At 62.2% G+C, this 13515-nt stretch carries 14 protein-coding genes and 1 pseudogene; 11 read left to right on the plus strand and 4 right to left on the minus strand.

Translation table 11 applies throughout. From position 1 onward, the window contains the following. The first annotated feature begins 289 nt into the window (after positions 1 to 289). Together AC1D1G_RS31200 and AC1D1G_RS31205 are read left to right on the plus strand one after the other, a co-directional pair. Positions 290 to 673, plus strand: coding sequence for a hypothetical protein (locus AC1D1G_RS31200; protein WP_477955059.1), 384 nt, complete (start codon positions 290 to 292; stop codon positions 671 to 673). Positions 674 to 735: 62 nt separating this feature from the next. Beyond that, positions 736 to 1269, plus strand: coding sequence for an AAA family ATPase (locus tag AC1D1G_RS31205; RefSeq protein WP_477955060.1), 534 nt, complete (start codon positions 736 to 738; stop codon positions 1267 to 1269). Here the strand turns inward: AC1D1G_RS31205 and AC1D1G_RS31210 are convergent. After that, the gene (locus AC1D1G_RS31210) at positions 1249 to 1578 is read right to left on the minus strand and encodes a hypothetical protein (RefSeq protein ID WP_477955072.1); all 330 of its coding nucleotides are present in this window, start codon (positions 1576 to 1578) and stop codon (positions 1249 to 1251) included. The genes AC1D1G_RS31205 and AC1D1G_RS31210 overlap by 21 nt on opposite strands. On the opposite strand from AC1D1G_RS31210, the pseudogene AC1D1G_RS31215 reads away from it, so the two are divergent. Then, positions 1519 to 1650 (plus strand): annotated as a pseudogene (locus AC1D1G_RS31215) (winged helix-turn-helix domain-containing protein); the annotation flags it as partial. The gene AC1D1G_RS31210 and the pseudogene AC1D1G_RS31215 overlap by 60 nt on opposite strands. Here the strand turns inward: AC1D1G_RS31215 and AC1D1G_RS31220 are convergent. After that, the gene (locus AC1D1G_RS31220; protein WP_477955073.1) at positions 1600 to 1782 is read right to left on the minus strand and encodes a hypothetical protein; all 183 of its coding nucleotides are present in this window, start codon (positions 1780 to 1782) and stop codon (positions 1600 to 1602) included. The pseudogene AC1D1G_RS31215 and the gene AC1D1G_RS31220 sit on opposite strands and share 51 nt — an antisense overlap. A gap of 251 nt (positions 1783 to 2033) precedes the next feature. Here AC1D1G_RS31220 and AC1D1G_RS31225 point away from each other — a divergent pair, with 251 nt between their 5' ends. The 4 genes from AC1D1G_RS31225 (at position 2034) to AC1D1G_RS31240 (ending at position 7986) form a co-directional block, all read left to right on the plus strand. Beyond that, positions 2034 to 2345: a hypothetical protein gene (locus tag AC1D1G_RS31225; protein ID WP_477955074.1), complete on the plus strand. Its 312-nt coding sequence runs from the start codon at positions 2034 to 2036 to the stop codon at positions 2343 to 2345. Continuing rightward, positions 2299 to 3135 carry a hypothetical protein gene (locus AC1D1G_RS31230; protein ID WP_477955075.1) on the plus strand — a complete coding sequence of 279 codons (837 nt, stop codon included), beginning with the start codon at positions 2299 to 2301 and terminating at the stop codon, positions 3133 to 3135. The genes AC1D1G_RS31225 and AC1D1G_RS31230 overlap by 47 nt, the downstream gene beginning before the upstream one ends. A 660-nt stretch (positions 3136 to 3795) precedes the next feature. After that, the gene (locus AC1D1G_RS31235) at positions 3796 to 5313 is read left to right on the plus strand and encodes an ABC transporter substrate-binding protein (RefSeq protein WP_477955061.1); all 1518 of its coding nucleotides are present in this window, start codon (positions 3796 to 3798) and stop codon (positions 5311 to 5313) included. A 207-nt stretch (positions 5314 to 5520) separates the two neighbouring features. Further along, on the plus strand, positions 5521 to 7986 hold the full coding sequence (locus AC1D1G_RS31240; protein WP_477955062.1) for an excinuclease ABC subunit UvrA: 2466 nt from the start codon (positions 5521 to 5523) through the stop codon (positions 7984 to 7986). Positions 7987 to 8502: 516 nt separating this feature from the next. Here AC1D1G_RS31240 and AC1D1G_RS31245 read toward each other — a convergent pair. Then, entirely contained in the window at positions 8503 to 8844 is a 342-nt protein-coding gene (locus AC1D1G_RS31245) for a cytochrome P450 (RefSeq protein ID WP_477955063.1), read from the minus strand. A 431-nt stretch (positions 8845 to 9275) separates the two neighbouring features. Next, a complete protein-coding gene (locus AC1D1G_RS31250) occupies positions 9276 to 10694 on the minus strand; it encodes an MFS transporter (protein WP_477955064.1) in 1419 nt (472 codons plus the stop codon). Positions 10695 to 10807: 113 nt separating this feature from the next. Between AC1D1G_RS31250 and AC1D1G_RS31255 the strand changes: the two genes are divergently transcribed. The 4 genes from AC1D1G_RS31255 to AC1D1G_RS31270 form a co-directional block, all read left to right on the plus strand. Continuing rightward, complete coding sequence (locus tag AC1D1G_RS31255) at positions 10808 to 11152, plus strand: cupin domain-containing protein (RefSeq protein ID WP_477955066.1); 345 nt, start codon at positions 10808 to 10810, stop codon at positions 11150 to 11152. 351 nt (positions 11153 to 11503) lie between these two features. Continuing rightward, positions 11504 to 12952: a ferredoxin--NADP reductase domain-containing protein gene (locus AC1D1G_RS31260; RefSeq protein ID WP_477955067.1), complete on the plus strand. Its 1449-nt coding sequence runs from the start codon at positions 11504 to 11506 to the stop codon at positions 12950 to 12952. Beyond that, positions 12949 to 13308, plus strand: a complete 360-nt coding sequence (locus AC1D1G_RS31265) for a flavodoxin domain-containing protein (RefSeq protein WP_477955068.1) — start codon at positions 12949 to 12951, stop codon at positions 13306 to 13308. The genes AC1D1G_RS31260 and AC1D1G_RS31265 overlap by 4 nt, the downstream gene beginning before the upstream one ends. A gap of 57 nt (positions 13309 to 13365) precedes the next feature. Beyond that, positions 13366 to 13515, plus strand: a 150-nt coding sequence (locus tag AC1D1G_RS31270; RefSeq protein ID WP_477955070.1) for a transposase, incomplete at its 3' end; no start/stop codon positions are given.

Genomic DNA, 13515 nt, shown 5'->3' on the forward strand with positions numbered 1-13515 from the left:
AACCAGGGCAGCAGCCCAAGCCGCGAGCTAACCCCAGCCCATGCCGGCGACGGACAACACCGTCGACGTCGCGGCGTCCAGCCCGGACATTCGACCACCCCCGAACACCCAGCTCACCGCACCAGGGTGGGGCCACTTCAAGCCGTCACACCCTCACAAGTAAGGGTCGGCTGGGGCCAACTCGAGCCGACAAGGTGGGGCCAGATCGAGTTGACAGAGCCAGTGGCAGGTTCCCCCGCGTACACCGCCCCGGAACTGCTCAGCGGCGCCGACGCGTCGGTGGTCTCGGATGTCTACGGGCTCGGGGCGACGCTGTTCACCGCACTGGGGGCGGCCGGCGTTTGCCCGTCGCCGGGGGGAGCAGGTCTTCGCGCAGCTGCTGCGCATCGGAACGGATCCGCTGCCCGATCTTCGAGAGGCGGGAGTCCCCGAGGCGGTGTGCACGGTGATCGAGTCGGCTATGGCCCGGGACCCAGCGGAGCGCCCCACCACTGCTGCCGAGCTGGGCGGCGCGCTGCGAGACGCGGGTGAACAGATCGGTCTCGCATTGGCGGATATCCCGCTTCCGATCGTCGGAGACGACGACCGCCCCTTCCGACCCACGGACGAGGTCAGGGTCGGCGTGTCGGAATATCTTCTTCGCTACCGACGCGGCAGCGCGACACCCAGGTAGATCAACCCCCGCCACCGAGTGCGTCCACCAAGTACCGCCCACCGGTCACACCGGGAGCGACGGTGGCCCGCACGCAGCTGCTCGCGCGGCTGCGCCGCAGCGGGCATCGGCGTCTGGTGCTCATTCATACACCCGCAGGGTTCGGCAAGAGCGCACTCGCCGCTCAACGCCTCGCGGCCCTGCGGGAGGAAGGGGTGGCGACTGCATGGCTGACCATCGACAACGACGACAACACCCTCATCTGGTTTCTCACCCACCTGATCGAGTCCATTGCCGTCGCACAACCAACCTTCGGCCGAGAGCTGGTTCGTGAACTCCAAGTCCACGGCGACGGCCGCGAAAGGTACGTTCTGACCTCGTTGATCGACGATCTCCATTCCTCCGACCACCACGTCGCCCTGGTCATCGACGACTGGCACCGCGTGAGCAACGAGGACACACGGTCGGCACTGGCGTTCCTGCTCGAACACGGCTGCCACCATCTGCACCTGATCGTCACCAGCCGCACCCGCCTCGGCCTCCCGCTGAGCAGAATGAGCGTGCACAACGAGCTGGTTGAAATAGATTCCGCAGCACTACGTTTCGACGTCCGCTAGTCGACGCAGCTGCTGCTCGACCGCACCGGTCTCGACCTCGACGAACCTGACATCGTCGAGCTCGAACAGTCGACCGACGGATGGGCGGCGGCATTGCAATTGGTCTCGCTGGCATTGCGTGATCACCCCGACCCGCGGAGGCTGATCGAGCATCTGTCCGGAGGGAACCGGGCCATCGGCGAGTATCTGGCCGAGAACGTTCTCGCAAGTCTCGATCAACGAACCCTCGATCTCCTCCTCGCAACGTCGATCACCGAAAAGATATGCGGCAGCTTGGCACGCGTGCTCACCAGTGGCCACGAAGGCCAAGCGGCGCTCGAGGACATCGAGTCACGTGATCTGTTCCTGCGACGGCTCGACGAGGAGGGGGAGTGGTTCCGCTACCACCACCTGTTCGCCGAGTTCCTCCAACACCGCCTCGAGCGTGACGATCCCGACCGAATTATCGAACTCCATCGGAAAGCAGGTCGGTGGTTCGCGGACCGGCACCTTCTCAGCCAGGCCGTCGACCACTACCTCCTCGCCGGAGACGAGGACGACGCTGTCACGCTCGTCGAGAACGCTGCGATGGACCTACTCGAGCAGTCACAGATGGGAACGCTTCTCGGCCTCGCCGCGAAACTGCCGGCGAAAGGAACTACCAACCAGCCCCGACTCCAGGTTGCACTTGCGTGGGCCCACGCCCTGCTGCATCACCCGCGCGACGCCGAACAATTCCTTTCCGTCGCGGAGACAGCACTGGCAGCGGCGATGACGAAACGATTGTGGATTTGCGCGTCGAGGCGAGGTTCATCCACTCCACGATCACCGTGTTCGACGACAAGATCAATGGGCACGACGAGGCCGTCGCGCGGTGCATGGCCAGGGCGGACACACTGCGACCATGGGTCATGTGCGGAGCAGCGGACGTCGCGTCCTTCGACGCGATCTACCGGTTCGATATCGACGACGCCCGCCGATGGCAGAAATGGGCACTTCCCCTTCCACCAACGTTCCACCGGGCCGTTCAGCGTGATATGCGGATACTGCATGGCCGGGATCGCGGCACGGGAACAACTCGATCCGCCGGCGGCTGAGGCGAGTGTCCGGCACGCTATGGCACTGGCCGCCGAGGCCGAAGAGGGTCTCGGCTACGGCGCCCGGCTCACCGCAGCTCTACTCGGCGACCTGCTGTACGAACAGGGGCACCTCAGCGAGGCGGATCAACTCTTCGACCGTAGTCACACCTTGGGCGCCGAGGGTGGCGCCGTCGACTTCATGCTAGCCACCTACGGAACCGGAGCGCGACTGAAACACCTGCTCGGGCAGAAGGATGCTGCGAAGGCGCGCCTCGATGAGGGTGCCCGGCTGGCGGGGCAACTGGGGTTGCCTCGATTGGCAGCGCGAATCGCCAACGAACGAGTCCACGCCGGAATCGGACACGTGGCTTCCGGTGCCCCGGTTCTCGACCCCGGGAGCCGACAACAGCGCGACCGGAACAATTGGATCGCCGTCATCGCTTTCGAAATGGAGGAGGACTCGGCGATCCGGGTGGCCCTGACCGCACAAACCGATGAGCAGAACCTCGCGCCCGTTTACGAGAGGGCACACGCCCTCGTCGAGTCGATCGACCGGCGAGTCCGAGCGCGGGCATTCCTCAACGTCGCCCTACTGCAGGTGGAAGTGTTGGCCACCATGGGACAGGAGGACGCCGGTGGCGGAGCCTTACCGTCGGTGGTCGTATTCGCAGGCCATGCGAATAGCCAACCTATTACTGGTAACCCTGCATATCAAGAGTGGTCGTATTGCTCTGTGCTCTGTGCTCCGATGCCGACGCGGGGGACGCAGCCGCGTCAGGATTCCCTGACGGCGACGTACTTGACATAAAACCGGCCTATCGGCGGCATCGCGTCAAGATGCCCTAACGATGCGGTAACTGTTGTCTCCGCCCGCCGAATGCCATCTGGGTACCGGGGGTGCATGAACATACGCATCCCCTCGGTGCTTCGGGCGACGGGCGGCAGATGAGTTCGATGCGCCGAAACGGGCACGTTCAGTTGGCCCGGTCTCGCTTCTCGCCTGCCGACCGACTTCGCATCCGCGGACTACGAGAAATTCACGATCCTGGACGTCGAGGCCCCCGCGGAGATCACCCGGGAGCGGGCGCTAGATGGTGGCGCGGCCGTCTCGATGCAATCAACGACGGCGATCCGTTCGGCCGGCGCTTCACCCCGGGCTTCGTCATCGATGCCCTCTACACAGATGGCGACACGCAGGTGACAACAGAGAGCGCTCAATAATTGCTGACGACCCCCAGTTGGCGGGCCTAAACGTCAAATCGAGCGGTCACTGTTGACGGTACGTCGTGATGTACCGGGTGCGCGGTTTACAAAGTGAGCGTTGATCGGTGCCAACGGAGTTGGAACGGTGAGTTCATCCCAAAGAGAGGCGAACGTTCAGAAATGCCCGTTCACTCTCCAGAGCCCCGCGAAGGGACCCAGGGCTCTGAGCTCCATCCAACGGCGACGCACGAGGAGACCCCACCATATGAGTTATCGACGGAATCGGTTGCTAACTGTCTCGGCATCGCTCGCGCTGGCCCTTGTCCTGACTGCCTCTGGCTGCGGCGGAGGCGATGGCGCGCCGGGCGAGAGCGCCGACGCGATGGTGCTGGGAGAACCCGTGACAGTGACCACGCTGGATCCTCTTCTGGCTTATCAGGCTACCGATATCCGCGCCGTGGCCCTGCTCGGAGGACGGCTGTTCTCTTATGACCAAGCTGGCAACGTCGGTCCGGGTCTGGCGCAGTCGAGCACCGTCTCGCCGGATCAGCTGAGTTGGACATTTACGCTACGTCCAAGTCTGAAGTTCTCCGACGGTTCACCGCTGACGGCGACAGACGTCGCCGCCAGTCTCGAACGGGCGCGCACCGACGAGACCAACATCTACTCGTCGATGACTACTGCCTGGAAATCGGTGTCTGCGCTGGGCCCGGAGACGGTACGCGTGGACCTGAACGTGCCGACACCTAAACTTGAGTCCGTTTTGTCGTATCCGTTCACGACGATCGTGCCAGCCGCGCACGTCGCTGATAGCGAGTACTACAACTCGCCGGTCTCAGCCGGAATGTTCTCGCTGGAATCCTGGAACGGCGGCGCCGAGGCAAAATTTGTGCGCAACGAGAACTACTGGGACGCAAAACCGATCGTGAAGCGCGTCACAATGACCGGCACCGCCGACTCGAGCACCCGGCTCAGTCAGGTCCGATCAGGCCAGATCAACTTTGCGCCGGACATCACGCCGTCCTTGATCGACCAGGTCACCGAACCCGCGAAGCTGGACACCAGTCAGTTGAACGGAATGTATTCGTTGGTACCAAACAACACGGTGGCTCCGTTCGACAACTACGAGGTTCGCAAGGCGATTTCGTTGGCGGTGGACCGTGATCAGATCAATAACGAGGTCTTCTACGGGAAATCCGAACCGTTGGCCGGGTTCTGGCCTCCGTCAATGGACGGCTACGACAAAAGCGTTTCCACCGGCCGTGACCTGACGGGCGCAAAGGCGGCACTTCAGGGCACACCATGCGAAAAGGGCTGCACCTCCGAGCTGTACTTCACCTCTGCATATTCGGGCGAACCGGAGATGGCGATGATTCTGAAACAGAATCTAGCCGACATCGGAATCACGGTTAACATCCACGATCTCGACGCGACAGCGCTTTACAGTCGTCTCGCCGACGGTAACCTCCCGATGGCCATTACGCTGAACTGGGATTACCTTAATCAGCCCTCGGGCCTACTCAACTACGCACTGCAACAGGGCGGAAGCCAGGCCAACTGGTCCTTTTACAACTCCCAGCAGATGGAACAGCTGATCGGTGAGGCAAGCCAGCAATCGGGGGATCAACTCGCTAGCACGCTAGCCAAGATCGATGCCTTGTTCCTGCAAGATGTGCCTTACGTCAACCTCACGCCGTCTCCCACGTTCGCTGCTGTCAACCTTCCCGAAGAAGGCTTAGTCATCGAAACGAACTCCGCCACATACGACTTCAGACGGCAGTAGCGTGTTCGCAATCCGAGCACGGAACGTCCGTCTTCTCCACCGTCAGTGGAGGTCGAGGACCTCCACTGACGGTTTGGGTCGGTCGAAGTCTTCATACCGGTTCGGATCTCGTCCATACGTGATCAACCGTCACCGTCGCTGGAAAGTTCGGTTAGGGCAAAAGCGTCCTCCGCTGCGCGGTTACGGCTCTGCTACTAGTCTCAGTCGGTGACAGACTCGACCTGGGACGGGTACGTCCGTGTGCGCGGTGCTACCGAACACAACCTGGCAGCCGTCGATGTCGACATTCCCCGCAATGCATTCGTCGCGTTCACAGGGGTTTCGGGGTCCGGAAAGTCGTCACTGGCTTTCAGCACCTTGTACGCCGAAGCGCAGCGACGCTACTTCGAGTCGGTGGCCCCCTACGCCCGTCGACTTCTGCAGCAGGTGGGTGCACCCCATGTCGCCTCTATCACCGGCCTCCCCCCGGCCGTTGCGCTGCAGCAACGCCGGGGTGCGCCCAGTTCACGCTCCAGCGTCGGCACCATCACCACCATGTCCAACCTGCTCCGATTGCTGTACTCCCGAGCCGGTACCTATCCCGACGGGGCGTCTCTACTTGAGGCGGAGGCGTTTTCACCCAACACCGTCGCTGGCGCCTGCCCGCGATGCGGAGGATTGGGCGACTTCCACGATGTGACAACGGAACTGCTCGTTCCGGACCACTCTCTGAGCATTCGCAACGGAGCGATCGCGGCGTGGCCGGGTGCCTGGCAGGGCGCAAACCTGCGCAGCATCGTCAGCGGCATGGGAATCGACATCGACGCGCCGTGGCGGACGCTGAAGAAGGAGGACCGGGACTGGCTTCTTTTCACCGAGGAGCACCCCAAGGTGTTCATCAAACCTGAAGAGGGCCGCGTCGACCACGGTTACGAGGGCAAGTTCTGGAGCGCCCGTAGTCACGTCATGCATGTTCTGTCGGATTCGAACAGCCAGCGGATGCGGGACCGCGCTCTGCAGTTCACCGAGAGCGTTCGCTGCCCTGTGTGCTCCGGTAGCGGACTGCGCGCCGACGCCCTAGACGTGACCATCGCCGGTCACTCGATCGCCGAGATCAATGCGCTCTCGCTGACCGAACTTGCCGCAGTAGTGCGCCCGATAGCCGAACAGTCCGAGCTGGCCGCGGCGACGCCGTCCGCACCGTCGGGGGAGGCCACGGAGGTGGCTGTACGGATCACCGCTGACCTACTGACCAGAATCGATGTGCTGCTCGAGTTGGGATTGGGATACTTGTCGCTCGGGCGTACCTCGACGACGCTGTCGCCGGGTGAGACGCAGCGGTTACGGATCGCCACTCAGCTCCGTTCCGGACTTTTCGGGGTGGTGTACGTGTTGGACGAACCCTCCGCAGGGCTGCATCCCGCAGATGCCGAGCCACTACTCGACGTCCTGGACCAGCTGAAGGTGTCGGGCAACTCCCTTTTCGTCGTCGAACACGACATGGAGGTGGTGCGGCGCGCCGACTGGGTGGTCGATATCGGCCCCGCGGCGGGTGAGAGCGGCGGCCGGGTCCTGTACAGCGGCCCCGTCCCTGGATTGGAGGAGATCGAGGAGTCGGTTACCAGCAAGCACCTCTTCGGGCGAGCGGAATCTCTGCAGCGCAAGGCGCGCCCCACCAATAAATGGCTCACTCTGACCGGGGTCACGCGGCATAACCTGCGGGAGCTGACGGCGGAGTTCCCGCATGCGGTGCTGACGGCGGTGACCGGTGTGTCGGGCTCTGGGAAGTCGACACTCGTCAGCCAGGTCTTGTTCGAAGTGGCGCGCCACAGACTCGAAACCGCGGCGGACGAGGATAGGGATGCGCCAGTCGAGATCGACGTAGCCGAGGTCTCCKGGATCGAGATGTTCACCCGCCTGGTCCGGGTGGATCAACGCCCCATTGGCAGAACCCCCCGATCGACACTGGCCACCTACGTCGGAATGTTCGACATCGTCCGCAAACTGTTTGCCGCCACCGATGGGGCCAAGGCCCGCGGGTGGGCACCTGGACGGTTCTCTTTCAACGTCGCGGACGGACGTTGCCCCACGTGCCAGGGCGACGGTTTCGTGGAGGTGGAACTGCTGTTCCTTCCCGGCACGTACGGCCCCTGCCCCACCTGCCACGGCGCCCGATACACCCCCGAAACCCTCGAAATTACGTGGCGCGACAAGACCATTGCCCAGGTGTTGCAGATGTCGGTAGACGAGGCGGCGGTGTTCTTCGCCGACATCGTGGGAGCTTCCCGCAGTCTGGGGACCTTACGCGATATCGGGCGCGGTTACCTTCGACTCGGTCAACCCGCCACCGAGCTGAGCGGCGGAGAAGCGCAGCGCATCAAGATTGCGACCGAATTGCAGCGCACCCGCCGCGGTGCCGCCCTCTATCTACTGGACGAACCGACCGCCGGGCTGCATCCCTCCGACGTCGCTTTGTTGATGCGCCAACTGCACCTGCTTGTCGACGCGGGCAACACCGTGGTGATGGTGGAACACGACTTGGATGCCGTAGCCTCAGCCGACTGGGTCATCGACCTCGGTCCCGGCGGCGGCGACAACGGGGGCACGGTTGTCGCCACCGGGACGCCCTCCGAGGTAGCGGTGTCCCCGGACAGCATCACCGCACCATACCTGGCCCGACGGCTCCGATCCTGAGCTGTCGATGTCCCTGAAAGTACATGGTTTGTCGCTGTCGACTCGGAGGAGAACCTCTGCGACGGTGCCTGGGTCCTCGTCGCCACCGGAACTATCGATGTCAGCACACGCGGCCGCCCGGGCTCCGAGCGATCGTCAGAAGGGAAACAAGTAGGCCGCGTGTTGTGGCGCAGCGGCAGGCGTGGACAGTACACCAGCTGCTGCGAGCCGCGTGGCCTGCGAATAGCGAACGAACTACGCCGTGACCGGACGGTGTCTAATCGCGAAGCTTATCGACGATGAGCCTCTTGATTGAACGACATTTAGCGGTTCGGCTTGCGGCTAGAAGGTCAGTTGGAGATTGAGCGTCTTCCATTGCCGCGCATGCTGGATGCTGTTGTACTCCGGTTGTCCGACAAGCTCGATGCTTGAGCACTGCTGCGTCACTGCTGTCAGGATGGTTTCGGCTTCCTGGAGCGCAAGCGGCTGCCCCATACAGGAGTGCAGGCCAGCGGCAAAGCCTAGCTGGGGGCCTTCTTAGGGCGACCGGGTGTAGTCGAAGCGGTCTGGGTCCGGGAAGACGCGTTCGTCGCGGTTGGCGGATGCAAGCAGCAGGTAGACGGCCGAGCCGGCGGGTACAACGGTTCCGGCCACCTCGGTGTCCTCAAGGGTCATGCGCGTCACCCCGACCTCCGGCGTCGCAAACCGGAGCAGTTCGTTGACGACCTTGGGTCGAACTGCGGGATCGTCTCGGAAAGCTATGAAGAGGTCGGGGTCCGCCGCCATGCGCTCCAGGGCGTGCGCAGTGAGATTGGTCGGCGAAAATTGGCCTGCTGCCAGGAAGAGAAGAGCGTTGGCCGTCGCTTCCTGCCTGGTCATCTCACCGCGCTCTTCGGCCTCGAGATAGGCGGCGATAACACCCGGTCGGGGCTCTCGGCTGGCCTTGCCTATCTCTTCGACGCAGTAGTTTTCCAGCCACTCACTGCCCTCTGCCCCGGCCTGCAGATCGTCTTCGGTAGCAACAAGGCCGAATCCGCGAGCGAACTGGTACGTGTAAAACGCACCTCATCGGCGTGCTCGTTGGGTATGCGGCAGAGGTTTTTGCAGCGACTCGGACGTCAGCTCGCGGACTTCGTCTGTCGGCCCAGTGGGATAACCCGGTTCAGAGGCTCGGCTCGACATGCATATTGTGTTCGCCACGTGGCGAACAACAAGTTGGCGCTGCGAGCCACGGGCGCCGATTCCCGATCAATCCGGCAGCGGCGTGCGGTGTTTCGTCGAAACTGCACGCCGTAAGCCACGCAGCTCGCTCAGCGCTGTTCTATCAGCGCGGTGGAGTTCGGCTTCGCGACACGAGCGGTCTCTCTGATGAAGAACGGCGTGACGCCGCACAACACGACGGTGGCGACGGTCAACATCGCGAACCCCTGAACGAAACTTCCGGTGGCGTCCTTGACTGCCCCCAACAGGTACGGGTACGCGAAACCGCTGACGAGCCAGGGGGTTCCGATGATTATGCCGTTGACGACACCCGCAAACTTCGGCCGCACCGACTCGATCGCCTCGGCAAGCGTCAACGATTCACTCGCATAGACACCGATACCGATCAGCGGAATGAGTAGAACGACCATGATGTAGTTTTCGGTCGCCAGGAAGATCGTCATCGCCCCGAGTGCACCGGCCGTCACGATTCCGGCCACCGCGATGATCATCTTGGTACCGCCCAACCGCTCTGCAAGAATTGGCACCGTCAGCGCGGCTGCAGAACCGGCAATGGAGAATAGTGCGGTCAAGAACCCGGCTAGCGATTCCGACATGCCTGCGTCTTCGACCAGGATTGCCGGCATCCAACTCGAAATCGCGGCGAACAAGCCCACGCCACCGATCCAGAACAGCACCGCGGCCAGAACGTTTCGGTTCATCAGCGAGCGATACGTCTCCTCGGGAAGCGCGCTCGTCTCCAATTCTGTAGTCGATGATCGCCGCGCTTGGTCTCTGTCGACGGGCGCGTTCTTCGACACCACCAGCACCAGGACCAGGACCACACCCATGACGACTGCCTGCACGGTCAGGCCCGTACGCCATCCGAATGCGGCAAGCACAGCGGAAAAGACGAACAGACTCAACAGGGCGCCCATTCCATCCCCGGACAGCATCACACCAAGGGCACGTCCGGTCTTGTTGCTGTCACGGAACCAGTTCACAGCCATGGTGTAGGTAGCGACCCACAGAAAGCCCACTGAGACACCGGCCAGAACCCGCGCCACGACGATGAGTCCGAAACCGTTGGACATAGCGAAGACCGCTTGTCCGAGCACCCCGGAGGCAAGACCCGCCACGATGACGTTCTTACAGCCCCACCGAGACGCCACGAATCCGCCGATCAAGATCATCGCCCCCGCGACCAGACCTGTGATCGAGGAAATTCCGCCGGCCTGTGAGTAACTCAGGCTCAGCTCCTCACTGATTGCCCCAAGGCTGGGACTCCAGCCCACATAGGGAAGAAACGCGCACACCAGTGCCAGATATGCCACGAGTAAATTGGTCATCCTGCTGCTCGACATATGACTCCTCCACGACTCGGATCTCAGAAGTCCGCGAACGGGACTCCACAAAGGTTGTTTTTGCAAAGTCGGGCAGCGGCTGATTGTTACTTCATCCGGGCCGTCTGTGCTATCGAAGCTTGCGCCGCACGGGCCCTCGCGCCACATCACCGAAGTGTCAGGCAAAATTGCATCTACTGCGACACATCGTCAAAGACTGCTTCTTCGCGAAGACACGACGGGCACAACGCCGTTACGATCGACCACCTCAGTTAACCCACCTCGGGACAAGGACGGTAATGAAAGAATTCGAAGCCAATTGGACCCCCTTCACGCCGGTAGCACCGGAGCGCGTGACACAGGGGAGCCCCACTACTCGGCTCGCCGAAACCGTTGCGGGCGAGAGCTTCAAGTCCGGTCTCTGGGAGGTGACCCCCGGACGGTTTACCACCGCTCCGCGTGGGTTCGATGAAGTAATCCACATCATTAGTGGCATTGGGGTATTACGTTCCGAAGATGGCACTGCCGTGGAGCTGTCCCCAGGCGTCTCGTTCTTGATGGAAGACGGGTTCGTGGGTGAGTGGGAGATCCGCGAGCAGCTTCAGAAGTTCTACGCCAAGGTGCAGACCACAGTCACGGTCTGATCGACATAGGGTGGTCGATCGACTACTGCTGAGCAGCGTCAATTCGGCCACCCCACGGCAAACCGACCGGCCGCTTCAGCGCAGACTTCTCAAGCCTCCTGCCCCTGGTCAAGCCCAGTGGGTTACGTGGCGCTCGGGAGGAACTCTCGCGCAATGCAACGAGTGACACTGTGACGCACTCGGCGCGCAAGTATCTGACACTTTGGCCACGTGATGTTGATAACACTCTCCGTACTCTGAGATTTGCGCGCCGTTCTGCGTCAACTGTCCACCACCGGCACTCGAGCGCGTGGACCTCTCACCTCGATACACCGATGAGGCCCACACGTCTCGCCTCGCGAAAGTGCAGCAATGACTGACGAGAAACGTTCTAACACCACTCAACGACTCGAAGATGTGGCTCGCAGTGCTCCATCCGGGGGGTCATTGGCGGAATCAGTCGGCCCGAAGCCCACCGTTGCCGTGGTCGGAAGTGGACCGTCCGGATGCTACGTTGCGTCGTTTCTCGGTAAGAAGTGGCCGGGATCGGAGATCACCATCTTCGAGTCGATGCCCACCCCGTACGGTCTGGTGCGTTACGGAATTGCGGCCGATCATCAAGGCACGAAGAACGTAACTCGCCAATTCGACCGGCTGTTCACCAAAGACGGCGTCCGATTTGCCGGCAACGTATGCGTCGGCACCGACATTGACTTTTCAGATCTCGCCGGTTGTTTCGACATCGTCGTGCTCGCAACTGGACTGCCCGAAGACAGACCACTGGGTATTCCAACGCAGGAGGGAACACGCGTGATCGGAGCTGGAACGCTGCTTCGGGCCCTCAATTGCTTTCCGACACGCACGGTGCCGAGCGATCCCGACGGTCGGTACATCCCCCTCGGTCAACAACTAGCCGTGGTCGGCATGGGCAACGTCGCCCTAGATGTAGTTCGATTGATGTCGAAAGACCCCCACGAATTCGAGGGGTCCGACATCGACGACGAACTCCTCGAGCAACTGCGTCCCCGCAGACCCCAAAGTATCGACGTCATCAGTCGATCCGGGCTGTCCCTCGCTAAGTTCGACTACGCCATGTTGCGGGAGCTCCTGTCTCTGCCGAATATCGATGTGACCGTACTCGGATTGGGCGACAACGCCACCGGACCTGCAGCGGAACTCTTGCGCACACACATCGACACAGTCGACGACTCGTCCACGACGGAACCGGAGCGCACCCACGTGCGCCTGCACTTCCAGCTCACCCCCGAATCGATCACGACCAGCAATGGACGCACTCTTCTAAGGGCCAGCACTCCCAACGCGGCGGCCCCGGTAACGGACTTGGTCGTCGACACAGTAATCACGGCGATCGGGTTCACCCAAGGCGCCGAACAGGATCTGAGCTCTCCGACGGGGGAGTGGTCGGGAGACAACGTCTACCGCGTTGGGTGGCTCAGCCGCGGACCGCACGGCGCCATCCCCGAAAATCGCAAGGACGCGCGAGAGTTGGCAGAGCGCATTGCCGAAGACGTGACAAACGGGCGACTCGAAATCGGTAGGGCGGGCTTCGCAGCCGTGGAACCCTTGCTTCGCAACGTCGTCACCTTTGCAGACTGGCAGCGGATCGAGGCCTTCGAACAGCGGGAAGCTCTGCCAGGCCGCTGCCGTCGCAAAGTTACCGACCGCACGCACATGCTGTCGATCGCAACCTCGTCATCCGATCCGGAGCATGTACCGGACTCGAACGCTGTAACCCTTGTACCGCAGACCGCAGATGCCATCCGAGAGCACCAACGAACAGTCAGGGAGTCGGACAAATGACTACGGCCACCATCCTTTTCGGAACCGAAACCGGCAACTCCGAAATGGTCGCCGACGAAATATCGACGGCACTCGACCCTTTCGGCGTCACAAGTGAAGTCCATAGCATGGGGGACTACCCAGTCGACGATCTCAGCGGGCAGCAGCTAGTCATCCTCATTACCTCTACCTATGGAGAAGGCGACCTTCCAGACACCGCCATCCCATTCTTCGACGCTCTCAAAGAGAGCAAACCAGACCTCTCGACCACCCGCTTTGCCGCCTTTGGCCTCGGCGACAGCAGCTACGACACCTACAACAACGGCATCGCAACCCTGATAGTAGCGGTGACCGGCCTAGGGCGTGTCTCCCAATGATTTGGGGTGTTGTGCTGCAGACTCTTCGCTGTGGCAGACGTTGTTAATAGGTTTGAGGTGTTGACGGACAAGCAGTGGGAGTTGCTTGCGCTGCTGTTGCCCAGTTCGGATGGGCTGCGGGGGCGGAAGTTCCAGAACAGCCGGCTCGTGGTGGAGGGGATGCTCTACCGGCTGCGTACCGGGCTCCCGTGGCGGGATCTACCTGCG

It is taken from the genome of Rhodococcus sp. P3_B8 (genome assembly GCF_056402775.1).

What these genes read in the sequence shown, in the direction of transcription:
- AC1D1G_RS31200 (WP_477955059.1), top strand. Translation starts at nt 290, where the DNA reads ATGTCTACGGGCTCGGGGCGACGCTGTTCACCGCACTGGGGGCGGCCG.
- AC1D1G_RS31230 (WP_477955075.1), top strand. Translation starts at nt 2,299, where the DNA reads ATGGCCGGGATCGCGGCACGGGAACAACTCGATCCGCCGGCGGCTGAG.
- AC1D1G_RS31235 (WP_477955061.1), top strand. Translation starts at nt 3,796, where the DNA reads ATGAGTTATCGACGGAATCGGTTGCTAACTGTCTCGGCATCGCTCGCG.
- AC1D1G_RS31245 (WP_477955063.1), bottom strand. Translation starts at nt 8,844, where the DNA reads ATGACCAGGCAGGAAGCGACGGCCAACGCTCTTCTCTTCCTGGCAGCA.
- AC1D1G_RS31255 (WP_477955066.1), top strand. Translation starts at nt 10,808, where the DNA reads ATGAAAGAATTCGAAGCCAATTGGACCCCCTTCACGCCGGTAGCACCG.
- AC1D1G_RS31260 (WP_477955067.1), top strand. Translation starts at nt 11,504, where the DNA reads ATGACTGACGAGAAACGTTCTAACACCACTCAACGACTCGAAGATGTG.
- AC1D1G_RS31265 (WP_477955068.1), top strand. Translation starts at nt 12,949, where the DNA reads ATGACTACGGCCACCATCCTTTTCGGAACCGAAACCGGCAACTCCGAA.